The 25,664-nt window shown below is 73.3% G+C and carries 29 protein-coding genes; 17 read left to right on the top strand and 12 right to left on the bottom strand.

Annotated elements, in window-relative coordinates; translation table 11 throughout:
* The first annotated feature begins 257 nt into the window (after window positions 1-257).
* Window positions 258-776, top strand: a complete 519-nt coding sequence (locus ACIBTX_RS13725) for a LytR C-terminal domain-containing protein (protein ID WP_357123363.1) — start codon at window positions 258-260, stop codon at window positions 774-776.
* A gap of 22 nt (window positions 777-798) precedes the next feature.
* Here ACIBTX_RS13725 and ACIBTX_RS13720 read toward each other — a convergent pair whose 3' ends face one another.
* A complete protein-coding gene (locus ACIBTX_RS13720) occupies window positions 799-1,620 on the bottom strand; it encodes an inositol monophosphatase family protein (protein ID WP_357122714.1) in 822 nt (273 codons plus the stop codon).
* Between the two features lie 289 nt (window positions 1,621-1,909).
* Between ACIBTX_RS13720 and ACIBTX_RS13715 the strand changes: the two genes are divergently transcribed.
* Both ACIBTX_RS13715 and ACIBTX_RS13710 read left to right on the top strand, forming a co-directional pair.
* Window positions 1,910-3,508 (top strand): RNA polymerase sigma factor, encoded by a 1,599-nt coding sequence (locus tag ACIBTX_RS13715; protein WP_357122711.1) that lies wholly within the window; start codon window positions 1,910-1,912, stop codon window positions 3,506-3,508.
* 245 nt (window positions 3,509-3,753) lie between these two features.
* Window positions 3,754-3,987, top strand: a complete 234-nt coding sequence (locus tag ACIBTX_RS13710) for a hypothetical protein (protein WP_355234582.1) — start codon at window positions 3,754-3,756, stop codon at window positions 3,985-3,987.
* Between the two features lie 545 nt (window positions 3,988-4,532).
* Here ACIBTX_RS13710 and ACIBTX_RS13705 read toward each other — a convergent pair.
* The 3 genes from ACIBTX_RS13705 to ACIBTX_RS13695 all read right to left on the bottom strand — a co-directional run bounded on the left by ACIBTX_RS13705 (window position 4,533) and on the right by ACIBTX_RS13695 (window position 7,346).
* Entirely contained in the window at window positions 4,533-6,266 is a 1,734-nt protein-coding gene (locus tag ACIBTX_RS13705; protein WP_357175252.1) for a DEAD/DEAH box helicase, read from the bottom strand.
* Window positions 6,267-6,445: 179 nt separating this feature from the next.
* On the bottom strand, window positions 6,446-7,087 hold the full coding sequence (locus ACIBTX_RS13700) for a trimeric intracellular cation channel family protein (protein ID WP_357393595.1): 642 nt from the start codon (window positions 7,085-7,087) through the stop codon (window positions 6,446-6,448).
* A gap of 40 nt (window positions 7,088-7,127) precedes the next feature.
* Entirely contained in the window at window positions 7,128-7,346 is a 219-nt protein-coding gene (locus ACIBTX_RS13695; protein WP_007456912.1) for a DUF3039 domain-containing protein, read from the bottom strand.
* Between the two features lie 88 nt (window positions 7,347-7,434).
* Here ACIBTX_RS13695 and ACIBTX_RS13690 point away from each other — a divergent pair, with 88 nt between their 5' ends.
* Together ACIBTX_RS13690 and ACIBTX_RS13685 are read left to right on the top strand one after the other, a co-directional pair.
* The gene (locus tag ACIBTX_RS13690) at window positions 7,435-8,370 is read left to right on the top strand and encodes a pseudouridine-5'-phosphate glycosidase (RefSeq protein WP_357393597.1); all 936 of its coding nucleotides are present in this window, start codon (window positions 7,435-7,437) and stop codon (window positions 8,368-8,370) included.
* The gene (locus ACIBTX_RS13685) at window positions 8,367-9,269 is read left to right on the top strand and encodes a PfkB family carbohydrate kinase (protein WP_357122697.1); all 903 of its coding nucleotides are present in this window, start codon (window positions 8,367-8,369) and stop codon (window positions 9,267-9,269) included. Before ACIBTX_RS13690 ends, ACIBTX_RS13685 begins: the two co-directional genes overlap by 4 nt.
* Before the next feature lie 29 nt (window positions 9,270-9,298).
* Here the strand turns inward: ACIBTX_RS13685 and ACIBTX_RS13680 are convergent, their stop codons facing one another.
* Window positions 9,299-9,658, bottom strand: a complete 360-nt coding sequence (locus ACIBTX_RS13680) for a DUF3099 domain-containing protein (protein ID WP_357123360.1) — start codon at window positions 9,656-9,658, stop codon at window positions 9,299-9,301.
* Window positions 9,659-9,762: 104 nt separating this feature from the next.
* Between ACIBTX_RS13680 and ACIBTX_RS13675 the strand changes: the two genes are divergently transcribed.
* Together ACIBTX_RS13675 and ACIBTX_RS13670 are read left to right on the top strand one after the other, a co-directional pair.
* Window positions 9,763-10,050, top strand: a complete 288-nt coding sequence (locus ACIBTX_RS13675) for a hypothetical protein (protein WP_282261710.1) — start codon at window positions 9,763-9,765, stop codon at window positions 10,048-10,050.
* Between the two features lie 14 nt (window positions 10,051-10,064).
* Window positions 10,065-10,376, top strand: a complete 312-nt coding sequence (locus tag ACIBTX_RS13670; RefSeq protein WP_396832617.1) for a hypothetical protein — start codon at window positions 10,065-10,067, stop codon at window positions 10,374-10,376.
* 3 nt (window positions 10,377-10,379) lie between these two features.
* On the opposite strand, the gene ACIBTX_RS13665 is transcribed toward ACIBTX_RS13670, so the two are convergent.
* Complete coding sequence (locus ACIBTX_RS13665; RefSeq protein WP_396832616.1) at window positions 10,380-10,964, bottom strand: HhH-GPD-type base excision DNA repair protein; 585 nt, start codon at window positions 10,962-10,964, stop codon at window positions 10,380-10,382.
* A 95-nt stretch (window positions 10,965-11,059) separates the two neighbouring features.
* On the opposite strand from ACIBTX_RS13665, the gene ACIBTX_RS13660 reads away from it, so the two are divergent.
* The 5 genes from ACIBTX_RS13660 (at window position 11,060) to ACIBTX_RS13640 (ending at window position 15,100) form a co-directional block, all read left to right on the top strand.
* A complete protein-coding gene (locus tag ACIBTX_RS13660; RefSeq protein ID WP_396832521.1) occupies window positions 11,060-12,544 on the top strand; it encodes a methyltransferase in 1,485 nt (494 codons plus the stop codon).
* Window positions 12,541-12,729, top strand: coding sequence for a hypothetical protein (locus ACIBTX_RS13655; RefSeq protein ID WP_357393601.1), 189 nt, complete (start codon window positions 12,541-12,543; stop codon window positions 12,727-12,729). Before ACIBTX_RS13660 ends, ACIBTX_RS13655 begins: the two co-directional genes overlap by 4 nt.
* Window positions 12,729-13,151: a D-aminoacyl-tRNA deacylase gene (gene dtd, locus ACIBTX_RS13650; RefSeq protein ID WP_357393603.1), complete on the top strand. Its 423-nt coding sequence runs from the start codon at window positions 12,729-12,731 to the stop codon at window positions 13,149-13,151. Before ACIBTX_RS13655 ends, dtd begins: the two co-directional genes overlap by 1 nt.
* A gap of 458 nt (window positions 13,152-13,609) precedes the next feature.
* The gene (sigB, locus tag ACIBTX_RS13645) at window positions 13,610-14,602 is read left to right on the top strand and encodes an RNA polymerase sigma factor SigB (RefSeq protein WP_357122684.1); all 993 of its coding nucleotides are present in this window, start codon (window positions 13,610-13,612) and stop codon (window positions 14,600-14,602) included.
* Window positions 14,603-14,692: 90 nt separating this feature from the next.
* Window positions 14,693-15,100 carry a VOC family protein gene (locus tag ACIBTX_RS13640; RefSeq protein ID WP_357123354.1) on the top strand — a complete coding sequence of 136 codons (408 nt, stop codon included), beginning with the start codon at window positions 14,693-14,695 and terminating at the stop codon, window positions 15,098-15,100.
* 13 nt (window positions 15,101-15,113) lie between these two features.
* Here ACIBTX_RS13640 and ACIBTX_RS13635 read toward each other — a convergent pair whose 3' ends face one another.
* From ACIBTX_RS13635 to ACIBTX_RS13625, 3 genes are read right to left on the bottom strand one after another with little or no spacing between them, the layout of a single operon-like run.
* Window positions 15,114-17,669: a GNAT family N-acetyltransferase gene (locus ACIBTX_RS13635; RefSeq protein ID WP_396832520.1), complete on the bottom strand. Its 2,556-nt coding sequence runs from the start codon at window positions 17,667-17,669 to the stop codon at window positions 15,114-15,116.
* Window positions 17,670-17,684: 15 nt separating this feature from the next.
* Window positions 17,685-18,866, bottom strand: a complete 1,182-nt coding sequence (locus ACIBTX_RS13630; protein ID WP_357122678.1) for an acetoin utilization protein AcuC — start codon at window positions 18,864-18,866, stop codon at window positions 17,685-17,687.
* A 48-nt stretch (window positions 18,867-18,914) separates the two neighbouring features.
* Window positions 18,915-19,775, bottom strand: coding sequence for a sulfurtransferase (locus ACIBTX_RS13625; RefSeq protein ID WP_396832519.1), 861 nt, complete (start codon window positions 19,773-19,775; stop codon window positions 18,915-18,917).
* 100 nt (window positions 19,776-19,875) lie between these two features.
* Between ACIBTX_RS13625 and ACIBTX_RS13620 the strand changes: the two genes are divergently transcribed.
* Complete coding sequence (locus tag ACIBTX_RS13620) at window positions 19,876-20,565, top strand: metal-dependent transcriptional regulator (protein WP_355053263.1); 690 nt, start codon at window positions 19,876-19,878, stop codon at window positions 20,563-20,565.
* Between the two features lie 15 nt (window positions 20,566-20,580).
* Here the strand turns inward: ACIBTX_RS13620 and ACIBTX_RS13615 are convergent, their stop codons facing one another.
* Complete coding sequence (locus ACIBTX_RS13615) at window positions 20,581-21,126, bottom strand: hypothetical protein (RefSeq protein ID WP_357122672.1); 546 nt, start codon at window positions 21,124-21,126, stop codon at window positions 20,581-20,583.
* An 88-nt stretch (window positions 21,127-21,214) separates the two neighbouring features.
* Complete coding sequence (locus ACIBTX_RS13610; RefSeq protein ID WP_357122670.1) at window positions 21,215-21,469, bottom strand: DUF5522 domain-containing protein; 255 nt, start codon at window positions 21,467-21,469, stop codon at window positions 21,215-21,217.
* 50 nt (window positions 21,470-21,519) lie between these two features.
* Here ACIBTX_RS13610 and ACIBTX_RS13605 point away from each other — a divergent pair, with 50 nt between their 5' ends.
* Window positions 21,520-22,479, top strand: coding sequence for a MerR family transcriptional regulator (locus ACIBTX_RS13605; RefSeq protein WP_396832518.1), 960 nt, complete (start codon window positions 21,520-21,522; stop codon window positions 22,477-22,479).
* Here the strand turns inward: ACIBTX_RS13605 and ACIBTX_RS13600 are convergent.
* The gene (locus tag ACIBTX_RS13600) at window positions 22,455-23,390 is read right to left on the bottom strand and encodes a DUF2332 domain-containing protein (protein WP_357122664.1); all 936 of its coding nucleotides are present in this window, start codon (window positions 23,388-23,390) and stop codon (window positions 22,455-22,457) included. The two genes, ACIBTX_RS13605 and ACIBTX_RS13600, sit on opposite strands and share 25 nt — an antisense overlap.
* A 138-nt stretch (window positions 23,391-23,528) precedes the next feature.
* Here ACIBTX_RS13600 and ACIBTX_RS13595 point away from each other — a divergent pair, with 138 nt between their 5' ends.
* From ACIBTX_RS13595 to ACIBTX_RS13585, 3 genes are all read left to right on the top strand, one after another.
* A complete protein-coding gene (locus ACIBTX_RS13595; RefSeq protein ID WP_396832517.1) occupies window positions 23,529-24,641 on the top strand; it encodes an FAD-dependent monooxygenase in 1,113 nt (370 codons plus the stop codon).
* A 144-nt stretch (window positions 24,642-24,785) separates the two neighbouring features.
* Window positions 24,786-24,914, top strand: coding sequence for a hypothetical protein (locus ACIBTX_RS13590; protein ID WP_357122658.1), 129 nt, complete (start codon window positions 24,786-24,788; stop codon window positions 24,912-24,914).
* A gap of 333 nt (window positions 24,915-25,247) precedes the next feature.
* The gene (locus ACIBTX_RS13585) at window positions 25,248-25,604 is read left to right on the top strand and encodes a nitroreductase family deazaflavin-dependent oxidoreductase (RefSeq protein ID WP_357122655.1); all 357 of its coding nucleotides are present in this window, start codon (window positions 25,248-25,250) and stop codon (window positions 25,602-25,604) included.
* Window positions 25,605-25,664: the final 60 nt, after the last annotated feature.

Genomic DNA, 25,664 nt, shown 5'->3' with positions numbered 1-25,664 from the left:
GCATGTATACCGCCCTTGCGGCTGAGATGTACGCCCCCGCACGCGAAGTTGTTCCCAATGTGATTCAGGCGACACGAAGATAGGGGTAGTAGTACCCGGTTCGCGGTCGGCGCGCCGGCATGTCGGACTGTTTCCACGCGACGGCCGGACAACCGTTAACCTCAGCGGCGTATTCGACGGCCGGCGGTCAGCGCGATCGTTGGCGGCCGCCACCACCCACCTCAGCTCCGGGGAGCGCCCAGATGAGTTTTGCGCGAGTGCGAGCACTCGTCGTCGTCGGCCTGCTGGGGGTCCTGGCGCTGGCGTTCGTGATCACCGCGATCGTCCGGGACAGCCAGGGCAAGGCCGGCGCGGCGGGCAGCTGCCCGGACGGCTGGCCGCTGGCCGACGTCACCCTGCACGAGACCAAGGACGTCAAGATCAACGTCCTGAACGCGACCGACGAGCCGGGCCGGGCGAGCGCCGTCGCCGACGACTTCCGGAACCGCAAGTTCCAGGTCAAGAAGGTCGGCAACGCGCCCAAGGGCATCGACGACGTGGCCGTGCTGAAGTTCGGCCCCAAGGGTGTCAGCTCCGCCCACCTGCTGAAGGCGTACTTCCTGGACAACGCCGATCCGGTCTACGACCCCAAGCGCACCGACGACACCGTGGACGTGGTGTTGGGCAACGGCTTCCAGCAGCTCGCCACCACCACCGAGGTCAACCAGTCCCTCGGCGACCTGGGCCCGCCGGTCGCGCCGCCGGGTTCCTGCCCGTCCCCCGGCCCCAAGAAGTGACGGCCTGACCGGCAGTCCCACCTTAGGGGCCGCCGGAGGCGTCCAGGGCGGCCAGCCGGTCGTGCAGCCCGGCGAAGAGGGCCGGCGGGGCCGCGATCACCAGGTCCGGGCCCGCCGGGCGACCGGCCAGGCCGGCCACCCGGGCGCCCGCCTCGGCGGCGACCAGGCCTCCGGCGGCCTGGTCCCAGGCCGACAACCCCTTCTCGAAGTACGCGTCCAGCCGCCCCTCCGCGACCATGCAGAGGTCCAGCGCGGCGGCGCCGAGGCGACGGATGTCACGTACCGAGGCGATCAGTCCGGCCACCACCGACGCCTGGTGCGCCCGACGGCCGGCGTCGTAGCCGAAACCGGTGCCGACCAGCGCCTGCCCCAGGTCGGTCTCACCCGAGCAGCGCAGCCGGACACCGTCGCGCCACGCCCCGCCGCCGGCCGTGGCGGTCCACTCCTCACCGGTGTGCACGTTGCGCACCACGCCGGCGACCACCGTCCCGTCCACCTCGGCGGCCAGCGACACCGCGCTGTACGGCAACCCGTAGAGGTAGTTCACGGTGCCGTCGATCGGGTCGACGATCCACCGCACCCCGCCCGGTGCCACCGGACCGGTGTCCGTCGTGCCGTACTCCTCGCCGAGGACCGCGTCCCCCGGTCGCAGCCGGCGCAGGGCGTCGAGGACCTGGCGCTCGACGGCCCGGTCGGCGGCCGTGACCACGTCGGTGACCGTGCTCTTGGTCGCCGCCACGGAAACTCCCTCGACCCGCATCCGGTACGCGGTCGACGCGGCGTCCCGCGCCACCTCGATCGCGATCGCCAACAATTCCCGCGTTAACGGTGCCGAACGGTCCATTCCAGGGTCCCCTTCCGGCACGACCGGGGCGTTGCGGGCCGTGCGCGAGTATCATCCTTACAAAGTCCACATCTGCGCCGAATCGGCGGTCCCGCCGCCGTTACGCCGTGCGGCGCAGGATGATCGCCGCAGACGGCGTTACAATTCACCCCTACCCACGCGCCGCGGGCCGCCGAGACCACCGGCCGGCCCGGGACACGGGGGTTCCTCAACCACATCGCCCGGCCCGGTTGACCCGCCGTGCCGGACGACCCGGCCGTGCCCGCTCTTCGCCTCCGGAAGGTCATTCGTGACAGAACCCCGCCAGCCCGGCGCCGACGTTCGCTCGCTCACCGACACCCTGATCGCCCATGCGCAGAGCGCTGGCGGTCAGCTCACGTCGGCTCAGCTCGCGCGCACCGTCGAGACCGCCGAGGTGACTCCGGCCCAGGCCAAGAAGATCCTGCGGGCGCTCTCCGAGGCGGGAGTGACCGTGGTGGTGGACGGCTCGGCCAGCACCCGCCGCCGGGTCGCCGCAGCTCGCTCGACGACCCCGGCGTCCCGAGCCACCACCGCCAAGACGACCAAGAAGGCCGCCGCGCCCGCCCCGAAGCAGGCGCCCGCCTCCGACGAGGCGGCGGCGACGCCCGCCCCGCGCAAGGTGGCCGCTCGCAAGACCGCCGGGGTCGCCGCCGCGGCAGCCACCCCGGCCAAGGCGACCAAGTCCACCCGCGCGACCAAGGCCACCGTGGCCGCGGCGGCCGGCGCCAAGCCGGTCAAGGCAGCCGGCAAGGGCGAGGGCGCCGAGGGTGAAATCGACCCGGAGGAGCTCGCCGCCACCATCGAGGACGTGGTGGTCGAGGAGCCGGCCGAGCTGGCCCAGGCCGCCGAGACCGACGCCGCCGCGTCGGCCACCGACAACGACTTCGAGTGGGACGACGAGGAGTCCGAGGCGCTCAAGCAGGCTCGGCGCGACGCCGAGCTGACCGCCTCCGCCGACTCCGTGCGGGCGTACCTGAAGCAGATCGGCAAGGTCCCGCTGCTCAACGCCGAGCAGGAGGTGGAGCTGGCCAAGCGGATCGAGGCCGGGCTCTACGCCGCCGAGCAGCTGCGCGCGGCCGACGAGGGCGAGGAGAAGCTCGCCCGGGAGATGGTCCGCGACCTGGGCTGGATCTCCCGCGACGGCGAGCGCGCCAAGAACCACCTGCTCGAGGCGAACCTCCGTCTGGTCGTGTCCCTGGCCAAGCGGTACACGGGACGCGGCATGGCCTTCCTCGACCTCATCCAGGAGGGCAACCTCGGTCTCATCCGGGCGGTCGAGAAGTTCGACTACACCAAGGGCTACAAGTTCTCCACGTACGCCACCTGGTGGATCCGGCAGGCCATCACCCGCGCCATGGCCGACCAGGCCCGCACCATCCGTATCCCGGTGCACATGGTCGAGGTCATCAACAAGCTCGGCCGCATACAGCGTGAGCTGCTCCAGGACCTGGGCCGCGAGCCCACTCCGGAGGAACTGGCCAAGGAGATGGACATCACACCCGAGAAGGTGCTGGAGATCCAGCAGTACGCTCGGGAGCCCATCTCGCTGGACCAGACCATCGGCGACGAGGGCGACAGTCAGCTCGGTGACTTCATCGAGGACTCCGAGGCCGTGGTCGCCGTCGACGCCGTCTCGTTCTCGCTCCTGCAGGACCAGCTCCAGCAGGTGCTGCAGACGCTCTCCGAGCGTGAGGCGGGCGTCGTACGGCTGCGCTTCGGCCTGACCGACGGTCAGCCGCGGACGCTGGACGAGATCGGGCAGGTCTACGGGGTGACCCGGGAGCGGATCCGCCAAATCGAGTCCAAGACGATGTCCAAGCTGCGACACCCGTCCCGGTCACAGGTTCTCCGGGATTACCTGGACTGAGCCTGTTTCGTCAACCGAACGTGTCGTTTTGACCACCTGGCGTGCAACGCCAGGTGGTGATCGTCCGGATACACGAATGTGATCGTTGACGTGGCACCCTGGGTTCACGGCACACTGTCCCTGCCATGTGTGACCTCGGTCCCCCGCGGGCACACAGGGAAGGCAAGGCCCAGCACGGGTGTTGCACGATAGGTGAGCAACGACCGAAGAGATTGTTCATCGGTGACGACCAGAGGAGGAAGGCGATGACCCCGACCCTCACGCCGCCGCCCGAGACGGTGGCTCCCCCAGCCGCCGATGAACGGTGCGACCGCTGCAATGCTGCCGGCAAGCTCCGAATCACTCTCTCGGGTGGGAGCGAGTTGGTGTTCTGTGGGCACCACGCGAACAAGTACGCGGAGGATCTCGTGAAGATCACCGTTCGGTTCGCGACGGACCCTGAGTTCAGCTGGCGTGGCGCCGATCTGATGGCGAACTAAGTCCGCGACCGACATAGCCGACCGGAGGTACCCCACACGGGGTGCCTCCGGTCGGCTTTTCCCTGCCCTGCCCAGCCCTGCCCAGCGCCCGCCAATATCCACGCAACTTCGGGGATATTGCTGGTTCCGACGCGCGAGAGGCAGCAACATCCCCGAAGTTGCACAGATCTTGGGCACCGGGCCCTCCCCGCGCCCCGCCCCGCGCCCCGCCGCGCCGCGCGCCCCGCCCCGCGCCCCGCCGCCCCGCGCCCCGCCGCGCGCCCCGCGCCGCGCCGCGCCGCGCCGACCAAGATCGTGTTCGAACCAGGATGTAGTGGCCTCACAGACCCGTGACACCACTACATCAGTGATCGAGCACGATCTTGGTGGGCACGCGACACCTGGGGGCACGCGACACCTGGGGGCACGCGACACCTGAGGGCGCTGGGGCCTGGGGGCGGGGTGCCTCGAATACGCGGGGTGCCTCGGGTGCCCGGGGGTGCCCGGGTTGCGGAGGCGCCGGATGCTCGCCGCGCGTTCGTGCTGGGGTCGTGGGGTGCGTGGGGTCAGAGGGTCTGCACGGTGGCGATGCGTTCCTCGAGCTGTTCGATGGTGGCCTGGGCGCTCGGCGGCCCACCGCAGAGCCGGCGCAGCTCGGCGTGGATCTTGCCGTGCGGCTGGCCGGTGCGGTGGTGCCGGGCGGCCACCAGAGCGTTGAGTTGGCGCCGGAGCGCCACACGACGCTGGGCGGCACTCAGGGGCACCGGAGGCGCCGCCGAGGGCGCAGCGGCCGGCTGAGCGGCCCGCTCGGCGGTACGGCGACGCTGGGCGGCCAGTTGGTCCGCCTGCCGCTTGGTCAGCAACAGGGAGACCTGGTCGGCGGTGAGCAGACCGGGCAGGCCCAGGTACTCCTCCTCCTCGGGCGTGCCGGCCTGCGCGGCGGTCCCGAACGACGCGCCGTCGAAGATCACCTGGTCCAGTTCGGCGGTGGCCGAGAGCGCGGCGAACCGCTTCTCCAGCTCCCCGCTGGCCTGGTCGTCGCGCTGCGCGCGTTCCAGCAGGTCGTCGTCGAGGCCGTCGGACTCCTTGGGCTTGCCCAGGACGTGGTCCCGCTCGTTCTCCATCTCGCTGGCCAGCCCGAGCAGGTGCGGCACGCTGGGCAGGAACACCGAGGCGGTCTCACCGGGGCGGCGGGCCCGCACGAACCGGCCGATCGCCTGGGCGAAGTACAGCGGGGTGCTGGCGCTGGTGGCGTAGACGCCGACGGCGAGCCGGGGGATGTCGACGCCCTCGGACACCATCCGTACCGCGACCAGCCACCGCTGGTCGGACGCCGCGAACGTCGCGATCCGCGCGGACGCGCCCTGGTCGTCGGAGAGGACCACGGCGGCCTTCTCACCGGTCACCTGCTCGATCAGCTTGGCGTACGAGCGCGCGGTCTGCTGGTCGGTGGCGATGATCAGGCCACCGGCGTCGGGCATCCCCGCGTTACGCAGCACGGTGAGCCGGGCGTCGGCGGCACGCAGCACCTGCGGCATCCAGTCCCCCGCCGGGTCCAGGGCGGTACGCCACGCCTGCGCCACCAGATCCTGGGTCATCGGCTCGCCGAGGCGGGCCGCCAGCTCGTCCCCGGCGTTGGTACGCCAGCGGGTCTCCCCCGAGTACGCGAGGAAGAGCACCGGCCGGACGACCCCGTCGCGCAGCGCGTCGGCGTAGCCGTACACCGAGTCGGCGCGGGAGCGCAGCAGCCCGTCACCGCCCCGCTCGTACTCGACGAACGGGATCGGGTTGTCGTCGGAGCGGAACGGCGTGCCGGTGAGCATGAGCCGGCGTACGGCCGGCTCGAAGGCGGCCTTGACACCGTCGCCCCAGGTGCGGGAGTCACCGGCGTGGTGGATCTCGTCGAGGATGACCAGGGTGCGACGGGTCATCGTGCGTCGCCGGTGCACCTGCGGGGCCATGCCGACCTGGGCGTAGGTGATCACCGCGCCGTGGAAGTCGGCGGCGGAGTGCACGTCGGCGTTACGGAACGCGGCGTCGAGCTGGATGCCCACCCGGGCCGCGGCCTCGGCCCACTGGGTCTTCAGGTGCTCGGTCGGGGCCACCACGGTGACCGCCTCGACGGTGCCGTCGGCGAGCAGTTCGGCGGCGATGCGCAGGGCGAAGGTGGTCTTGCCGGCGCCCGGGGTGGCGACCGCGGTGAAGTCGTCGGTACGCCGGCGCAGGTACTCCACCAGGGCCTTGCGCTGCCAGGCTCGCAGTGCCGGGAACGTCTCGAGCACCGGCGTCCGGGCTGCCACGCGAAGCTCCTCTCCGACCGCACCAGGGCGGACACCGGGCGAGGGCCACGAGTACCGCCGCCCATGAAAACGCCTCCGCGCAGTAGCTGCCGCGAAGGCCGACTCAGCATAACCAGCGCGCGCCCGCAGGCCCAGGCGACGCCACGCTGGTCACATTGGCAACGGCGGTGCGACGGGCCTCACCAGGGGTCGCCGGTGTGCGGTGGACGCAGGGTCGCCACCGGCGCGGACCAGCGTCGACGCAGCGCGACCAGGCGCAACCCGAACACGCCGACGGCGGCGGCGGTGAGCGGCACCGGGCCGGTCTGGCCGCTCAGGTGGAGTAGAGCGACCGCGACCGATCCGACCAGCGCGGCCACCGCGTAGATCTCCCGGCGCAGCACCACGGGGATCTCCGCGGTGAGCAGGTCGCGGCCGAGCCCGCCGCCGATGGCGGTCAGCATGCCGATCAGGCAGGCGCCGACGGCCGGCACCCGGGCGTCGAGCGCCTTGAGTGTGCCGGTCACGGTGAACAACGCGAGGCCCGCCGCGTCGAGCACCAGCACGGTGGTGCGCAGCCGGGCAAGTTGCGGGTGCAGCCAGAACACGGCGACCGCGGTGATCGCGGCGGTCGCGGCGTACCGCCAGTCGGCGAAGGCCAGCGGTGGCACCTCGTCGATGACGAGGTCGCGGAAGATGCCGCCGCCGAGCGCGGCCACGAAGCCGACGAACGCGACGCCGAAGAGGTCGAGCCGTTTGGCCACCGCGGCCGAGGCCCCGGAGGCGGCGAACACCGCGACCCCGGTCAGGTCGGCGAGGAGCAGGGCGGTGGAGGTGGTCACCGCCGCAGGCTACGTCGCCGGCCGAAGGACCGGCCGGGGTTCACTCGCGGTACGAGTCGTAGATCTCCTTGCACTTGGGGCAGACCGGGGAGCCCGGCTTGGCCGCCTTGGTGACCGGGAAGGTCTCTCCGCAGAGCGCGACGACGAAGGTGCCCATGACGGCACTCTCGGCGATCTTCTCCTTGCGGACGTAGTGGAACATTTCCGGACCGGTGTCGGCGTCCTTCAGCTCCGGACGCTCGAGAACCTCTGTGCTCACGTCTGCACCTCCAACCGACAAGTTTGGCAGGTCATCACGGCCGGGTCCACTTGAGGCCGGCCGACGTCCGACCCCGTACGGTGCCCGGGTGACTGACTTTCGCATCAGCTACGGCACCGAGGTCGCCGCAGCCCTGCGCGACGGCCGACCCGTCGTCGCCCTGGAGAGCACCATCGTCTCGCACGGCCTGCCCCGCCCGCAGAACCTGCGGGTGGCGCGGGAGATCGAGCAGGCGGTCCGGGACGCCGGGGCGGTGCCGGCGACGATCGGCATGATCCGTGGCGAGCTGGTGGTCGGCCTGGACGACGCGCAGCTGACCCGACTGGCCACCGTCGATGGTGTGACGAAGCTCTCGGTGCGGGACCTGGCCGTGGCGGCGGCCACCGGCGCGGACGGCGCCACCACCGTGGCCGCGACCAGCGCGGTGGCCGCGGCGGCCGGGATCGGGGTGTTCGCGACCGGCGGGTTGGGCGGGGTGCACCGGGAGGCGGAGCACACCTTCGACGAGTCGGCGGACCTCGTCACCCTGGCCCAGACGCCGATCACGGTGGTCTGCGCCGGAGTCAAGTCGATCCTCGACGTGGGCGCGACGTTGGAGCGCCTGGAGACCCTCGGGGTCGCCGTGCTCGGCTACCGCACCCGACGGTTCCCCGGCTTCTACCTCACCGACGCCGGCTTCGACCTGGACTGGTCGGTGGACTCGCCGGAGCAGGTCGCCGCCGTACTGGCCGCCAGGGACGAGCACGCCGTGCACACCGGCGCGCTGCTCGTCGCCAACCCGCTGCCGGTCGACGAGCAGCTCGACCCCGAGCTGCACGACCGGACCCTCGCCGACGGCCTGGCCCTGCTGGAGCGGGACGGGGTGACCGGCAAGGCCGTCACGCCGTACCTGCTGGCGCACTTCCACTCGGCCACCGAGGGCGCGAGCCTCGCGGTCAACATCCGGATCATCCTGCGCAACGCCGACCTGGCCGCGCGCATCGCGGTCGCCACGGTCGCCCGCGCCTCCGCTGTCCCGGCATGACCCCTGGGACCCGGGTGGTCGTCGTCGGAGACGTGATCACCGACGTGGTCGCGGTGCTCACCGGGCCGCTCGCGGCGGGCACGGACACCGAGGCCGGGATCAGCCTCGGCGGCGGCGGCCAGGCGGCCAACACCGCCGCCTGGGTGGCCGCCCAGGGGTTGGCCGTCACGCTGGTCGGCGCGGTCGGCGACGACGACGCGGGGCGCGACCGGGCGGCCGAGTTGGCCCGCGCGGGCGTGGACTGCGTCCTCGATCGGGTGCCGGGCGTACCCACCGGCACGGTGGTCGTGCTGACCGGCGACGGCGAGCGGACCATGATCACGTCGCGGGGCGCGAACCTGCGGTTGAGCGCCGAGCACGTCGACAAGGCCCTCGCGGCGGCGCCCGACGCGGGGCATCTGCACCTGTCCGCGTACACCCTGTTGGACGCCGCGTCGCGCGCAGCGGGGCTGCGGGCGTTGGCCGCCGCCCGCGAGCGCGGGCTCACCACCAGCGTCGACGCGGCCTCCGCGGGGCCGCTGCGGCGCGTCGGCGCGCGGGCCTTCCTGGGTTGGGTACGCGATGTCGACCTGCTCCTGGTCAACGCGGACGAGGCCACGGTGCTGGCCGGCGGTCTGGACCCGGCGGCGCAGGGGCGGGCGTTGTCGGCGACGGCCCGGCGGGTGGTGGTCAAACGTGGCGCGGCGGGGGCGGTGTGGGTCGAGGGCCGCCCGGCAGCGGTCAGCGTGGCGGCGGCCCGGCGGGTGGCGGTGGTGGACGTCACCGGGGCCGGCGACGCCTTCGCGGCCGGGCTGCTGACCGCCTGGCTCGGCGGGGCCACCGCGACCGCGGCCCTGGACCGCGCGACCGAACTGGGGGCGCTGGCCGTCTCCAGCGTCGGCGCCCGACCACCGGCCTGAGACGTCGGAGCCCTGGCCCGCGGGGCGGGTCAGGGCTCGACGTCGATGATCTTGTGAGGGCGCTCCTCCGCGGTGAGGCTCATGGGTGGGGTCTCGACCCGCCGCCGCGGGTGGAACCGGTTGGACAGCCGGTGCTCCTCCTTGGGCGGTCGGTCGTTCGCCAGGAGCACGGCCAGCCACGGGATGAGCACCATGCCGAGGGCGCACAGCGGCAGCCAGAGCCAGAGCAGGGGAGCGTTCGCGCCGACCAGGATCGCTCCGGCGACGATGCAGGCCACCCGGATGCCCATCATGAGGACATAGCGGCGCTGACGGCTCGTGAGCTGATCGTGCTGGCTGCGCGAGGCATCGGTGATCAGAATCGGCTCGTACGCCTGACGCTTCACCAGGGACCTCCTCGAGGGGATTACGCACCATCCTGTCACCACGAAGCCGTGATCAGCGAATATCGAGTCATCCCGGTACGTGTTACGCGCGTGGTACGCTGCGCGACGTGGGCAGCAGGTTCAGCTTCACCGACGAGGCGTTGGCCAACCTGAGGGTCTACGACGTCACGCCCGGGGAAGTCTGGGAGGCGCTGCACAGCGCGCGACGGGTCATCCGCCACCTGGGCGACGACGTGATGGTGGTCTACGCCGCCGCCCGCCGGGGCCGTCGCCTGGCGGTGCTGCTCGCCGAGGCCGATGGCACCGACAACGACTGGGACATCCTCTCCGCCCGCGAGCTGAGCGACGCCGAGTCCAAGCGCTACGACGAGGCCGTGCGGAGAGATCGCCGATGAGGGGGGCCGTGACGATGCACCGCAACGACGCGACGAAGCAGTTCCACAGCGGCGACGACCGGCTCGCCGAGCTGATCGACGAGAGCTCCGCGGTGGACCTGCCCACGCCCGACACCGACGTGCCGATGGTGAGCCGGTCGGTCCGGCTGCCGCTGGAGACCTACGAGCGGGTCCGCGCCGCCGCCGACGCCCGGGGCATCGGGGTCACCACGCTGATGCGGCAGTGGATCGAGGCCGGCCTCGCCGACCTGGACGACTCGGCCACCGTCTCGCTGGCCGACGTCCGGCGCGCGCTGGCCTCCCTGGCGCACCCCACCGCCGCCTGAACGTCAGCCCTGATCGGCCTTCGCCGCCGCCTTCATCTGCTGCTTGTACTCCCGCACCCGGCGCAGCGAGTCGGCGTCGGTGACGTCCGCCACCGACCGGTACGCGCCGGGGTCGCCGTACCCGCCGGCCGCCGTCCGCCAGTCCTGCGGGGTCACCCCGAACCGCTTGCCCAGCAGCGCCACGAAGATCTGCGCCTTCTGCCTGCCGAAGCCGGGCAGGTCGGCGACGCGCCGCAGCAGCTCCGGCCCGTCGGCGACGCCCGACCACAGCAGCGCCGCGTCGCCGTCGTAGCGCTCCACGAGCACCCGGCAGACCTCCTGCACCCGCGTCGCCATCGCCTCGGGGAACCGGTGCAGGGCGGGCGGAGTGGCGAAGAGCGCGATCAGCGCGTCCGTGTCGTAGCCGGCCAGCTCCGCCGCGTCCAGGTCGTGACCGAGCCGCTGCGCCAGCACGTACGGCGAGGAGAAGGCCTTCTCCATCGGCACCTGCTGGTCCAGGGTCATGCCGATGAGCAGGGCCAGCGGGCTGCGCTCCAGCAGTCGGTTGGCCTCGGGGCCGATGGGAAGCACGAGCGTCATGGCCACCATCGTGCCCCGCCCACCGACCCGGTCGGACACCGACGCTCCGACGTCCGTCGGCGGGTGCCGCCGACCCGGGACGCGACGCGGGGCAGGATGGCGACGTGGACGAACACGACATGCTGCTCTCCCCCGCCGGCGTCGACGCCCTGCGGACCGCGCTGACCCGGGCCGGGTTCACCAGCAACGGCATCGCCGAACGGCTCGGCCCGCAGGCCACCGCCTCGGTCGCGCGCAACGACTACCGGGCCGCGCTGCGCGCAACCGAGGACCGCGATCCGCTCGCCACGCTGATCCGGCTGTTCATCTGCGACCAGACCGAACCGGAGACTGCCGTCGCCGCCGCGCTGGCACCGTTGGGGCTCGCCGAGGCGCTGGCCGGCGGGATCGTCGAGCGGTACGACGAGGGCCTGCGCGCGGGCGTCGACCTGGAACCGTACGGCGACGACTGGTGGGTGCTCGCCGACGTGCCGGCCTCGGCCCGGCCCGGTCGACCCCTGCGCGCCGAACACGTGCTCGGTATCGGCGGGGCCACCCACACCCTGATCGGGGCGACCGTACGCCGGCCGGTCGGCGCCGCGTTGGACCTGGGCACCGGCTCCGGCGTGCAGGCCCTGCACCTCGCGACCCACGCCGACACGGTGACTGCCACGGACCTCTCCGAGCGGGCCCTGCGCTTCGCGGCGACCAACGCCGCCCTCAACGGCCAGGACTGGGAGCTGCTGCGCGGCGACATGATCGCGCCGGTGGCCGGCCGTCGATTCGACCTGGTGGTGAGCAACCCACCGTTCGTGGTGGGCCCGGGCACCACCACACACGTCTACCGCGACTCGGGTCGGGTGGGTGACGCCATCGCCGCCGAGCTCGCCGCCGCCGCCCCCGGCCTGCTCACCGAGGGCGGCACCATGCAGTACCTCGCGAACTGGGTGCACGTCGCCGGTGAGGAGTGGGACGAGCGGGTGGCCGGCTGGTTCGCGGGAACCGGCCTGGACGCCTGGGTGATCCAGCGCGAGGTCGCCGATCCGATGGCGTACGTCGACCTGTGGCTCACCGACGTCGGTGAGGGCGCCGACCCGCAACGGGCGGCCGTCTGGCTGGACTGGTTCGACCAGCACAAGATCGAGGCGATCGGCTTCGGGATCGTATCCCTGCGCCGCGGCGGCCACGCCGATCCGGTGGTCCGCGTGGAGGACCTGCGCCAGCGGGTCCAGCCGCCGCTGGGCGACCAGATCGGCGCGTGGTTCGACCGCCAGGACTTCCTGCGGGTACGGGACACGGAGGCGTTGCTCGCCGAACGCTACCGGGCCGCCGACGGTCTCCAGCTCCGCCAGGAGGCCACCATGGGTGACGAGGGCTGGGCGGTCGACCGGCAGGTGCTCGCGATGCCGCACGGCCTGCGCTGGACCGAGGAGATCGACCCGTTGGTGCTGGCGCTGGTCGGCGGGGCGGACGGCCGCCTACCGCTCCGCGACCAGCTCGCCCTGCTCGCGGCCGCCCACGACGTCGAACCCGCCGAGATGGCCGAGGCCGCCGGCCCGATCGTCGCGCACCTGGTCGAGCGCGGCTTCATCCAGCCGGTGACCGAGTGATGCCGCGGACCGGCGCGGCGACGCTACCGCCGACTCCTGCGGCGGCAGCGGTGCCCACGGCGGCGGCGCTGGTGCCGACACCCGCGGCGCTGGTGCCCCCGACGGCGGCAGCGCTGGTGCCGACAGCGGCGGCGCTGGTGCCGACAGCGGCGGCGCTGGTGCCGACAGCGGCGGTGGTGCGCTGATGCGGGCCGTGGTGCAGACGGTCGGGCGGGCCAGCGTGACGGTGGACGACGAGGTCGTCGGTGCGATCGAGGACGGCCTGCTGGTGCTGCTCGGCGTGACGCACACCGACACCGCCGAGACCGCCGCGACGATGGCCCGCAAGGTGCACGAGCTGCGCATCCTGGACGACGAGCGGTCCGCCGCCGACGTCGGGGCGCCGATCCTGGTGGTCAGCCAGTTCACCCTCTACGGCGACGCCCGCAAGGGCCGCCGTCCGAGTTGGACAGCAGCGGCCCCCGCCGAGATGGCCGAACCCCTGGTGACGGCGGTGGTGGAAGCCCTGCGCCAACGCGGCGCGAAGGTCGAGACCGGCCGCTTCCGCACCCACATGCTCGTGGAAAGCACCAACACAGGCCCCAAAACAATCCTCCTAGACCTCTAACCCCTCCCCTCCCCTTCCCCCCTCCCCTCCTCCCTCTCCCCTTCCCCCCTCCCCGCGTCGATCAAGAGGTTCGCGTCAAATTCCGCACGATTCTTGACGCAAACCTCTTGATCACCGGGAGCGTCGGGGGCGCCGGGAGCGCCGACAGCGCCGACAGCGCCGGGAGCGCCGACAGCGCCGGGAGCGTCGACAGCGCCGGGAGCGTCGACAGCGCCGGGAGCGTCGACAGCGCCGGGAGCGTCGACAGCGCCGGGAGCGTCGACAGCGCCGGGAGCGTCGGGGGGCCCGGGGGGGGCGGCAAGCGGGCTGGTGACAGTTTTTTGTGGCGATCCTGCGGGATTGCTGTCGGGTCCGCGATCAGCTCACTCCCGTTTCACGTCCCGCCCGCCAAGCTGTGTCTCACACCGGCACCACTGGGCCGGAGACACGGCACAGACGTGGGATACGGGGAGACGAAGATGACGGAACACCGGACGCGCCCGGCCACCAGCACCGAGACCGAGGCCCTCACCGACCTGGACGCCACCGACGAGCGCGGCATCTCCACCGACCTGGTCCGGGCGTACCTCAACGGCATCGGCCGGACGAAGCTGCTGACGGCCGCGCAGGAGGTCGAGCTGGCCCGGCGGGTCGAGGCCGGACTGTTCGCCGAGGAGAAGCTCGCCACCTGCACTCCGGTCTCGGACGAACTGCGGGCCGACCTGGAGCTGATCGTCGTCGAGGGCCGCGCGGCCAAGGACCACCTGCTGGAGGCGAACCTGCGGCTGGTGGTCAGCATCGCCAAGCGCTACACCGGACGCGGGATGGCCTTCCTCGACCTCATCCAGGAGGGCAACCTCGGTCTGATCCGGGCGGTGGAGAAGTTCGACTACGCCAAGGGCTACAAGTTCTCCACGTACGCCACCTGGTGGATCCGGCAGGCCATCACCCGCGCCATGGCCGACCAGGCCCGCACCATCCGTATCCCGGTGCACATGGTCGAGCAGGTCAACCGGATGGTCCGGGCCCGCCGCGAGCTGGCGGTGACGCTGGGCCGCGAGCCAGGCGTCGCGGAGATCGCACGGGCGCTGGAGATCCCCGAGTTCCAGGTCATCGAACTCATCTCGTACGACCGGGAGCCGGTCAGCCTGGACCAGGCCGTCGGCGACGACGGGGAGAGCGCGCTCGGTGACTTCGTGGCCGCGGTGGACCCGCGTACCGACCCGGGCGAGGGGGCCGCGCAGGGCGAGCTGCGCAACGAGGTGAGTGTCGTGCTGGCCACGCTGTCGCAGCGGGAGCAGGCGGTCATCCGGCTCCGGTTCGGGCTGGACGACGGCCGGCAGCGCACCCTGGACGAGGTCGGCCGGGAGTTCGGCCTGTCCCGCGAGCGTATCCGGCAGATCGAGAAGGGGACGCTGCTGAAGCTGCGCGCGCCGGAGCGGGCCCAGCGCCTGGAGGCGTACGCCTGCTGACGCGCCCGAAGTTGTGGAAGGCCCTGGCGGTTCGCCGGGGCCTTCCCCCTTGCCGCGATGGTTGACTGGAGACCCGACGAGAGGCCACCCGTGAACTGGACGCTGGAAGTCGTGATCGTGCCCGTGTCGGATGTGGACCGGGCGAAGAGCTTCTACGCCGACCAGCTTGGTTTCGCCGTCGACCACGACACCGTGATCGGTGACGACGCGCGCATCGTGCAGCTGACCCCGCCCGGTTCCGGCTGTTCAATCGTGGTCGGCAAGGGCGTCGTCCCGGAGATGCCGCCCGGCTCGCTCAGGGGCCTGCAACTGGTCGTGCCCGACCTGAAGCGGGCCCACGCCGAGCTGGTCGAGCGGGGCGTGCGGGTCAGCGAGATCCAGGTGGTGGGCGTCAACCCCCGACCGGTGCCCGACCCGCTGGACAATGTCGGCTTCGTCTTCTTCGCCGACCCGGACGGCAACACCTGGGGCGTGCAGCAGATCTCCAGCCGCGCCTGACCGACGCGCGCCCTCACAGGCGGCGGGGGCCGGTGTCCGGCCGGGCGGCCACGCCGCCGACGCGTACCTGGGCGTGCAGGACCGAGATGCCGTCCGGGCGGGCGAGCACCGGGTTGAGGGTCACCGAACGTACCCGGGGCTGCTCGTCGGCGAGCTGACCGACCCGCAGCAGCAGGTCGGCCAGGGCCGCGCGGTCCACCGGCGCGGCGCCCCGGTGTCCCCGCAACAGCGGCGCCGCGCGGGGCTCGTCCACCAGTTCGGCGGCGTCGGTGTCGGTGAGCGGCACCGCCCGCCAGGCCCGGTCCCCGAGCAGGTCGGTGGCGACTCCCCCGAGGCCGAAGCCGACCACCGGGCCGAACGCCGGATCTTCCACCAGTTCCACCACGCAGGCCACCCCGGGCGGGACCATCGGCTGCACCAGCACGTCCGCGCCGAAGCCGGCGGCCATCTCGGTGTACGCGCGGCGGACGCCGGCCTCGTCGCGCAGGTCGAGACGGACCGCTCCCAGGTCGAGCCGGTGCCGCAGCCCCGGATCGGCAGCCTTGAGCGCCACCGGGAGACCCACCCGCGCCGCCGCTTCGGCCGCCGCGTCGACCGTGTCCACGAGCGTCGACGGCACGGTCCCGATGCCGTACGCGGCCAGCAGCGCCCCCGCGTCGACGGGGTCGGCGCGCAGCGCGGCCTGCGCGGCGTCCCGGTCGATGCGGGGCAGCTCGGGTGCCACGCCGGACGGGCGGCCCAGCCACCGCGCGTACCGGTGCACCCGGGCGAGGGCGCGGACAGATTCCTCCACGCCGCCGTACGCGGGCACCCCGGCGGGCAGCCGGCCGACCAGGAAGGTCGCCACGGTCGGTTTGCCCAGGGCGAGGGCCGCCGGAAGGGCGGCGGTGACGTCGGCGTCCACGTCGGTGCGTTGACCGGGCAGCGGTGGGGCGAAGACCACCACGAGGGCGTCCACCCGGTCGTCGCCGGCCGTCTCGGCGAGGGCGGTGGCGAACTCGGCGGCCCCGGCGCTGGGCCCGACGTCACGGGGGTAGCCGTCGGCCACGGTCAGGCCCTGCGCGACGCACGCCGTCGCCGCCAACCCGGTCAGCGCCGACGAGTTGCCGACCACGCCGACCCGGTCGCCGGTGGGCAGGGGCTGGTTGGCCAGCAGCACCCCCACGTCGAGCAGTTCCGCCACCGTGTCCACCCGGATCACCCCGGACTGGGCGAAGAGCGCGGCCACCGCCACCTCGTCCGGGCCGGCGGCGTCACCGACCCCGGGCGGGCGGGCCGGCGAGGCGAGCGCCACCACCGGTTTGGCGCGACCGATCCGCCGGGCCAGCCGGGCGAACTTGCGCGGGTTACCGAACGTCTCCAGGTACAGCATGATCACGTCGGTGCCGGGGTCGTCCTGCCAGTACTGCAACAGGTCGTTGCCGGACACGTCGGCCCGGTTGCCGGCGGAGACGAAGCTGGACAGGCCGAGGCCACGCCGGTCCGCCTCGGCGAGCAGCGCCACCCCGAACGCGCCGGACTGGCTGAAGATCCCCACCCGACCGGCCGGCGGCAGCGCGGGCGCGAGCGTGGCGTTGAGGCGTACCGTCGGATCGGTGTTGGCCACGCCCAGACAGTTCGGGCCGACCACGCGCATGCCGGCGGCGTGGGCCGCGCGGACCAGCGACCGCTGGGTGGCCGCGCCCTCGCCGCCGGCTTCGGCGAAGCCGGCCGAGATCACGACGAGGCCGTGCACGCCGGCGGCGGCCGCGTCGGCGACCACCGCGGTCGCCGCCTCCGGCGGGACCGCCACCACCGCCAGGTCCACCGCCACCTGGGCGTCGACAGCGCTCGGGTACGCGGGCAGCCCGGCCACCGTCGACGCGCTCGGATGCACCGGCACGACCGCGCCGGTGAACCCGCCGTCGCGCAGGTGCCCGAGCACCGCCGCGCCGACGCCCTGCCCGGTGGCGCTCGCGCCGTAGACGGCGATGCCCCGCGGCGCGAGCAGGCGGGCGATCGAACGCGCCTCGGTGCGGTGCTCCCGGCCGCGCTGCACCTCCAGGGTGGCCTCGGTCGGGGCGATCGGGAAGCTCAGGTGCACCACGCCGTCGGCGTACGCGCGCTGGACCTGGTAGCCGAAGTCGGCGAAGACCCGCAGCATCGTCCCGTTGGCCGGCAGCACCTCGGCGACGAAGCTCATGATGCCGTTGCGCCGGGCGGCGTCGGCCAGGTGCTCCATCAGCACCGAGCCGATGCCCCGGCCCTGGAAGGCGTCCTCCACCACGAAGGCCACCTCCGCCTCGGGCGCCTGCGGGCCCAGGCGCTCGTACCGGCCGACCGCGACGATCTGGTCGGCGGCCAGCACCACGAACGCCTCCCGGTCGTGGTGGTCGACCGTGACGAAGCGGATCAGGTCGCGTTCCGGGATGCGCGGGTACGGCGAGAAGTACCGCAGGTAGCGGGTGCGCTCGGAGAACCGGCTGTGCATCGCCACCACGCCCGGCGCGTCCGTCGGGTCGATCTGTCGCAACTGGACCGTGCTGCCATCGCTGAGCAGCACGTCGGCGGGTTGGTCCACGTTCGTCACCGGAAACGGCCCGGCTCAGTCCCGCGGATCGTACGGATCGAGCCCGAGCAGCGGGAAGACGGTCTTGCGGGTCGCCGCGATGGCCCGGTCCACCGCGTTCGGCTCGCCCGTCGGCTGCCACGGCTCGTACGACGGGTCGGCGTCGTCGGTCATCCGCAGCGGGATCTCCCGGCCCGGTCGACGGGCCGCCGCCAACTCCCGCCAGGCGAGCGGGGTGAGCGTCGCCGGGTCGATCGGGTCGCCGGTCGCCACGGCCAGCAGGTGCGTCCACGCCCGGGGCACCGCCTCGACCAGCGCGTACCCGCCGCCGCCGGTGGCGACCCAGCGGCCCTCGCACAGCTCGTCGGCGAGCGACCGCAGCGCAAGGTAGGTCGCGCGCTGCCCGTCCACCGTCAGGTTCAGATCGGCCAGCGGGTCCAGCCGGTGCCCGTCCGCGCCGCACTGGGTGACGAGCACCTGCGGGCGGAACGCGCGCAGCACCGACGGCACGATCGCGTGGAACGCCCGCTGCCAGCCGGCGTCGTCGACGCCCGGAGGCAGCGGCATGTTCACCGCGCTGCCCTGCGCGCCCGGCCCGCCGGTCTCGTCGGGAAAGCCGGTACCGGGAAAGAGCGCCAGCGGCGTCTCGTGCAGGCTGACCGTGAGCACCCGCGGGTCGTCCCAGAAGATGTCCTGCACACCGTCGCCGTGGTGCACGTCCACGTCGACGTACGCGATCCGCTCCGCGCCCAGGTCGAGCAGCCGGGCGATGGCCACCGCCGGGTCGTTGTAGACGCAGAAACCGGACGCCCGGGCGGGCATCGCGTGGTGCAGGCCACCGGCCACGTTGACGGCCCGACGGGCGTCCCCCCGCCAGACCGCCTCCGCGGCGGCAACCGTCGCGCCGGCGATCAACGCGCTCGACTCGTGCATCCCCTCGAAGATCGGGTTGTCGGAGGTGCCCAGCCCGTACCCGGCGAACAGCGGGTCGCGCGGCGCGGCCCGTACGGCGGCCAGGTAGGCCGGGTCGTGCACGCGGGTCAGCAGGGCGTCGTCGGCGGGCTCCGGCTTGACCACGCGCACACCGGGTCGGGTCAGGACGCCCAACTCCTGGGCGAGCGCGACGGTCAGCTCCACCCGGACCGGGTCGAGCGGATGGTCACCCAGGTTGTAGGCGAGCAGCGCGGGGTCCCACACCACCACCGTGTCGTCGGACATGAGCCCATCGTCGCACGAGGACCGTCGTCGGCCCGTCGCACGCGCTGGTCAGCGCTCTGGTGTCGGCCCGGTGGCGACCGGCCGGGACGCGTCGGCGACCCAGTTGCTCCACGACCCGACGTACAGCGCGGCGTCCGGCCGGCCGGCCAGGTGCAGCGCGAGAACCGCCTGCGCGGCGGTGACACCGGAACCGCAGTACGCCCCGACCTCCCGCGCCCCCTGGACGCCGACGGCGGCGAACCGGTCCCGCAGCACCTCGGCGGCCGGGAAGCGCCCGTCGGCGCCCACGTACTCGCCGGCGGGCAGGTTCGCCGCGCCGGGCACGTGACCGGCGACCGGATCGATCGGTTCGACCTCGCCCCGGAAGCGCGGCGCCGCCCGCACGTCGAGCAGCACGGCGTCGTCGGCGCAGGCCAGGGCGGCGGCCTGCCCGGCGTCGAGCACCGGGAGCGCACCGGGGCGCACCTCGACGTCGCCGGGGCGCGGGGTGGGCGCTTCGGTGGAGACCGGTCGGCCGGCGGCGACCCAGGCCGGGAGGCCCCCGTGCAGCAGGCGCACCGGCCGGTGCCCGACCCACCGCAACGTCCACCAGGCGCGGGCGGCGGCCAGGCCGTCGCCGCCGTCGTACACCACCACGGGGTGACCGGAACGGACGCCGGCGGCCCGCAGCGCCCCCCGCAGCGCGCCCGGGTCGGGCAGCGGGTGCCGGCCGCCGACGCCGGGCGGCCCGCACAGCGCGGTGTCCAGGTCGACGAAGACCGCGCCGGGCAGGTGGCCGGCCAGGTAGTCGTCGTGGCCGGGCGGGCCGGTGAGCCGCCAGCGGACGTCGAGCAGGGTGGGCGGGTCGGCGTGGTCGAGTTCGGCGGCGAGCCGGTCCACCTCGACGAGCAGCTCCTCGGTACCGGACATGGCGACCATCCAACACCATCCGGGTCAGCACGGTGCGATTCGGCAGCGGTCGCTCGGCGCGCGGCAGGGTAGCATCGTGCATCGGAGGGCCGCTTACCTTATGAAGTCTCACGATCTGGTCGACACGACCGAGATGTACCTGCGCACCATCCTCGAGCTGGAGGAGGAGGGAGTGCCGCCGCTGCGCGCCCGGATCGCCGAGCGCCTCAAGCAGAGCGGCCCCACCGTCAGCCAGACCGTGGCCCGGATGGAGCGCGACGGCCTGCTCACCGTCGAGGGCGACCGGCACCTGACGCTCACCGCGCTCGGCCGGGGCACCGCCGTGGCCGTGATGCGCAAGCACCGCCTCGCCGAGCTGCTGCTCGTCAACGTCATCGGGATGCCCTACGAGGAGGCCCACGAGGAGGCCTGCCGCTGGGAGCACGTGATGAGCGACGCCGTCGAGAAGCGGGTGTACGACCTGCTCAACCGGCCGACCCGCTCGCCGTACGGCAACCCGATCCCGGGTCTGGAGGAGCTGGGCTCCCCCGGGGCCCCGGCCAGCGAGGCCGGCGAGGGCGAGCGCAACCTGGCGTTCCCCGGGCTGTCCGGGCCGGTCGTGGTCCGCCGGATCTGCGAGAGCGTGCAGACCGACTCCGACGTGCTGCGCCAACTGCACGCCGCGGGCGTCGACCCGGGCGCCACGGTGACCGTGGCCCAGGAGCGCGACGGGGTGTCGATCGACCGCTCCGGTGACCGGGTACGGCTGCCCCGCGAGGTCGCCTCCCGGGTCTTCGTCGCCGCCAGCTGACCGGGACTCGGGCGGTCACAGCGCCCGAGTGTCGACCTTCTTGGCCACGGCGATCAGCTCAGCGGCCAGCTTGTCCGCAGCAGTGCGCTCGCCCCGGGCGCCGGTCCAGGTCAGGGTGGCGAGTCGGCCGTCGGTGGCCAGCCAACCGACCTCGGCGACCGGCCCGTGCCCGCCGCTCGCGGCGGCCGTCCGCCGGTACGCCTGCTGACCCAGGCCGGTGACCTTCGTCGCCTTGTCGGGCACCACGTCCGCGCCGAAGGTGGTCTTGTCGATGCTGGTCTCGGACACGCTGAGCGTCAGCTCCGGCAGCGCCGCGCGCTCGGCCCGGACCACGCAGGTGTGGGTGTCGTTCCGCTCGCTGGCCGCCGCCACGTCGAAGCGCACCTTGACGATCTCTTCGATCACCGCGAAGTCCAGCAGCCGGCACGCCCCGCCCGACGAGGCCGCCGCCACGTCCAGGGCCACCGGCGCCGGTGGTGGCACCGCCACCGGCCCGGCCTCGGCGGCACAGCCGCTCACCAGCAGGCCCGCCAGCCCGGCGACCACGATCCGCCCGCGCACGTTCCACCCTCTCGCCGACCGACGGCGGAAGGGGCCCGCCGGATGTCCGTCGGAAACCGTACGGGGTGTCCGGGTCCGGCGGAAGTCCTCATTCCGAGGGTGGATCGTCCACGTACGGGCAGTGCCGGCAACCCCGTCCGCAGCACGTGCCACGACGGGCCAGGAAGCCGGCGCTGAGCACGAACAGACCCGTCGCCGGATCGGGGTAACCGGCCTCTCCGGCGGCCAGCGCGGCGTCGTGCGCGGCGAGGATCCGGGCCCGGTCGGGGTGCTCGGGCGGCAGGCGGGACGGGTGCGGCTCGGTGAGCGGTCGGCCGGCCAGGGGTCGTCGCTCTCCGCTCACCGGGCCAGTCTGCTTGAGTCTCCACCGGGGGGAGACGCGAGGGTGGTGGCATGAGCGGTGATGAGCGGTACACGATCGGCGACCTGGCCCGGCGCACCGGCCTGAGCGTCAAGACCATCCGCTACTACGCCGACAGCGGGATCGTCCCGCCGACCGACCGGAGCTCCGCCGGCTATCGCCTGTTCGACGCCGAGGCGGTCGCCCGGCTGGAACTCGTCCGGACGTTGCGTGACCTGGGCGTCGATCTGGCCGCGATCCGTCGGGTGGTGGACCGCGAGGCGCCCCTGCGCGAGGTGGCGGCCACCCACGCGCAGGCCTTGGCGGCGCAGATCCACGTGTTACGACTGCGCCAGGCGGTGCTGACCGTCGCCGCACGGCGCGGGGCCGGCCCGGCGGAGGTCGACGACCTGCGCCGGTTGGCCCAGCTCACCGCCCACGAACGGGCGCACCTGGTGGACGACTTCCTGGACAGCGTCTTTCCCGGCGATCCGCCGATGTACCCGGGTGTGCTCGTCTCGATGACGCCGGAGCTGCCCGACGACCCCACGGCCGAGCAGGTGCAGGCCTGGCTGGAGCTGGCCGAGCTGTGCCGCGACCCGACCTTCCGGACGAGCATGCGGCGGCTCGCCCGTCAGCACGCCGCCGACAACGAGGTGCCCGGCCTCCCTCGCCCGGACGCCGTCGCCCTGGTCCGGGACGGGGTGGCGGCTGCCCTGGCCGCCGGTCTCGATCCGGCTGGGCCCGAGGCCGATCCGGTGGTCGCGGCGGTCACCGGCCGGTACGCCCGCCTGCACGGCCTCGCCGACGACGCCGACCTGCGCCGACGGATGCTGGACCGGCTGGTCCTGGCCAACGACCCCCGCCGGGACCGCTACCTCGACCTGCTGTCGGTGATCAACGGCTGGTCGGGTGGGGGCGCGGTCGCGCCGGCCGTGGGCTGGTTCGTCCGAGCGCTGCGCGTCCGGATGCCGGTGGAGGCTCGGTCTCAGCCGAACCAGGTCATCGCCTGACCATGGCCCCGGGTCCAGGCCAACGGCTTGCCGTCCAGCGCGAGGACGTTGTGCAACGCCGCGTTCGGCGAGTCGGGTAGCCCCTCGTGGGGCAGCACCTCCGGGGCCTCGTTCGCGATCCAGTGCCCTGGCAGCTCACCGACCAGCCGCACGAACGCGTCCCGGCGCGCGGCGGGCACCTGATAGAGCACGGACGTGTGGAAGACCACGAGCGTCGCGTCGGCCGGCGCGCGGGCCGCCAGTGCCGGCAGGTCGTCCACCAGGTCGCCCCGGACCAGCAGCGGCGGGTCGGCGGCGGCGACCGCCGCCGCCGCGCGCAGCCGGGCCCGCCGGTGCGCGTGCTCCGGCCAGATCAGGGCGTCCAACCAGGACACGTCGTCGGGGTCGCGCACGTCGAGCGGGTTCAGGTCGAGGCCGGCTCGCCACACCACCTGGGGTACGCGCCCAGGCGGCACCAACCCGCTGGCCGCGCACTCCAGGACGGGCCCGCCGTCGCCGACCTCGTGCTCGCCGTACCGGTAGGCGTACCGGTCGGGGTAGAGGCACAGCCCGGCCGACGCGCCGACCTCCAGCAGGGCGAGGGGCTGCGGCAGCGCGGCGAGCACCGGCAGCAGCACCGCGCACCGGCCCGCCTCGTTCGTCTGGGTGGCCCTGCGCTTCAGCTCGGTGTCGATTGCCGGCCAGTGGGCCAGCACGTAGTCGTGGAACGCGGTCGGGTCGTCGACCGGGCCGCCCAGCCAGCGGACCACGCCGTACAGCAGGTTCGGCTGGCGCTTGGCGGGCGGGAGCCCGTCGAGCAGGGCGAGCAGGGCGTGGTCGTCGGCGACGGCGTACGACAGCCGCTCGTACGTGGGTGAGACCCCGTACGCCTCGCGGCGGGCGAACTCGACGTACGCCTCGGCGGTTGTCATGCCCTGATCGTCGCAGCCCATTGGCCGGAAATTCAGCCCCCGGACCCGTGCGCTGGCTCACCCACCTTCTAGAGTGCTGCCGCGGCCAAACCGCTGAGCAGCAGCTCAGCCGGCCGGCGCAGCGGAAGGGAACACGTCGTGCGGGGTGACAATGTCCGGGTACTCATCGTCGGCGGGGGCATCGCCGGGCTGGCGACGGTCGCCGCGTTGCGTCCGTGGGGCGCGACGGTCGACGTGGTCGAGCGGGCACCCGGGCCGACCGACTCCGGCACCGGCATCTACCTCACCGGCAACGCGACCCGCATGCTCGACGTCCTCGGGCTGCGCGAGCCGGTCGCCGACGTCGCCGTGGAGATCACCCGGCAGCGCAGCGCCAACCAGCAGGGACGTCGCCTCTTCGACATCGACGTGACCGCGCTGTGGCAGGGCGTCGGCCCGTGCGTGTCGCTGCCGAGGGCGCGACTGCACCGGGCCCTGGCGGCCGGCGTCGGAGACGCCCCGATCCGCTGGGGTCGCCACCCGGTCGCGCTCGACCCGGAGGGCGACCGGGTCGCCGTCGAGTTCGACGACGGCAGCACCGGACGGTACGACCTGGTGATCGGCGCGGACGGGGTGCACTCGACGGTGCGCCGGCTCGCCTTCGCCGGTCAGGCGGCCCGCGACCTGGGCCAGTACGCGTACCGCTGGGTCGCTCCCCGGATCGACGACGAGCCGTTCTGGTCGGTGCAGCTGGGGCGGGGCCGGCAGTTCATGACCATCCCGATCAGCGCCGAGCACACGTACTGCTACTACAACGACGGCCCGGTGGCCGACCGGCCGGGCTGGCGCGACGACGTGGCCGCGTCGTTCACCGAGCCGGCGGCGACCATGCTCAAGGCCCTCGACCACGACGACAGCACCCTGCACGCCGGCCCGAACCAGGAGGTCGTCCTCGACTCCTGGACCCGCGGGCCGGTGCTGCTGATCGGCGACGCCGCCCACGCCACCTCGCCGAACATGGCCCAGGGCGCGGCGATGGCGCTGGAGGACGCGGTCGTGCTCGCCTCGTCGCTGGCCGCCGCCGACTCCCTCCCCGAGGCGCTACGGGGGTACGAGGCGCGGCGACGCCCCCGCACCAACTGGGTGCTCAGCCAGACCCACCGCCGGGACAAGGCCACCGGCCTCCCGCCGGCGCTGCGCGACCTGGTGATGCGCCGCCTCGGTGAGCAGATGTTCCGCTCGAACTACGGTCCGCTGTTCGCCCAGCCCTGACCCCCGTCGGGTCGGTCGGGGCACATTCCACGATCATGCGCCCGGATTCCACGACCCGTTCAGCCGCCACCGCGCCCGGCTCACCAGGCTGGGTGGACGGTCGCCAGGCACGGCCGGCAGCAGCGGATCCGGGGAGTGGAGCCAGTGCGCAGACAGTGGACGAGCTGGGCGTTCGCCGCGGTGGCGACCGGTGTGGTGGTCGGCGTTGTGCCGTCTGCCGTGGCGGGCGCGATGGACGGCGCGCGGGCAGCGCCCCTCGGCATGATCCCTTGATGCTGACCAGTCGTGGCCGAGCTGCTGCGACTGGTCAGCATCAGATGATCGTGCCGGTGTTCTGAGCAGGAACTGGCTCACGCAGCCGGCTTGTCAGGCCACTCAGCCCGGCAGGGCGAGTTCCAGATCGCGACGGGTCAGGGCGGCGCGCAACCGCAACCCATCGGCGGCCAGATTCTCCCGCCCGCCCTGCTCGCGGTCGATCGCACAGATCACCGACTCGACTGTCGCGCCGTTGGCCCGTAACTGCCGGCTCGCATCTCCCCGGCTGGCAACCAACCTCCGTGCCCACCGCCTTGACCTCAAGTTCGCTCAAGGTCCGAGCATGGGTGCATGACGGTGCTGAACGAGACGCGACAGGCGCTGGAGCAGCAGCGCACTGTGGACATCACGACGACCGGGCGGCGGAGAGGTCAGCCGAGAAGGACGGAGATATGGCGCTATCAAGCCGGCGGCCGCTACTGGCTCACGGGGAGCCCGGGGGCGCGTGACTGGTACGCCAACGTACTCGCGCATCCCGAGTTCACGCTGCATCTGGCCGGCCTGGAGGTGCAGGTGCGAGGGCGTCCCGTGACCGACCCGGACGAGCGGGCACTCGTGCTCGGCGAGATCGTCCCGACCCTGGACTGGGCCGGAAGCTTGGAAGGCTGGATCGCCGGAAGCCCTCTGGTGGAGATCGAATTCGGCTGACAACGCCCAACTTCGCGGACATCTCCCGAACCGGAACTGAGCCTCGCAAACAGCGCTGCC

Source organism: Micromonospora sp. NPDC049359 (genome assembly GCF_044466585.1).
Classification (GTDB): Bacteria; Actinomycetota; Actinomycetes; order Mycobacteriales; family Micromonosporaceae; genus Micromonospora.
Note: the sequence above shows the minus strand (reverse complement) of the source record. Positions and strands in the feature narration are given on the sequence as shown.

Bases quoted from the DNA above. Each gene is read 5' to 3' on its own strand.
- ACIBTX_RS13600 (WP_357122664.1), bottom strand. From the start codon at position 23,390: ATGACAACCGCCGAGGCGTACGTCGAGTTCGCCCGCCGCGAGGCGTAC.
- ACIBTX_RS13685 (WP_357122697.1), top strand. From the start codon at position 8,367: ATGACCCCTGGGACCCGGGTGGTCGTCGTCGGAGACGTGATCACCGAC.
- ACIBTX_RS13665 (WP_396832616.1), bottom strand. From the start codon at position 10,964: ATGGTGGCCATGACGCTCGTGCTTCCCATCGGCCCCGAGGCCAACCGA.
- ACIBTX_RS13710 (WP_355234582.1), top strand. From the start codon at position 3,754: ATGACCCCGACCCTCACGCCGCCGCCCGAGACGGTGGCTCCCCCAGCC.
- ACIBTX_RS13625 (WP_396832519.1), bottom strand. From the start codon at position 19,775: ATGTCCGGTACCGAGGAGCTGCTCGTCGAGGTGGACCGGCTCGCCGCC.
- ACIBTX_RS13670 (WP_396832617.1), top strand. From the start codon at position 10,065: ATGCACCGCAACGACGCGACGAAGCAGTTCCACAGCGGCGACGACCGG.
- ACIBTX_RS13630 (WP_357122678.1), bottom strand. From the start codon at position 18,866: ATGTCCGACGACACGGTGGTGGTGTGGGACCCCGCGCTGCTCGCCTAC.
- ACIBTX_RS13605 (WP_396832518.1), top strand. From the start codon at position 21,520: ATGAGCGGTGATGAGCGGTACACGATCGGCGACCTGGCCCGGCGCACC.
- ACIBTX_RS13720 (WP_357122714.1), bottom strand. From the start codon at position 1,620: ATGGACCGTTCGGCACCGTTAACGCGGGAATTGTTGGCGATCGCGATC.
- dtd (WP_357393603.1), top strand. From the start codon at position 12,729: ATGCGGGCCGTGGTGCAGACGGTCGGGCGGGCCAGCGTGACGGTGGAC.
- sigB (WP_357122684.1), top strand. From the start codon at position 13,610: ATGACGGAACACCGGACGCGCCCGGCCACCAGCACCGAGACCGAGGCC.
- ACIBTX_RS13620 (WP_355053263.1), top strand. From the start codon at position 19,876: ATGAAGTCTCACGATCTGGTCGACACGACCGAGATGTACCTGCGCACC.
- ACIBTX_RS13585 (WP_357122655.1), top strand. From the start codon at position 25,248: ATGACGGTGCTGAACGAGACGCGACAGGCGCTGGAGCAGCAGCGCACT.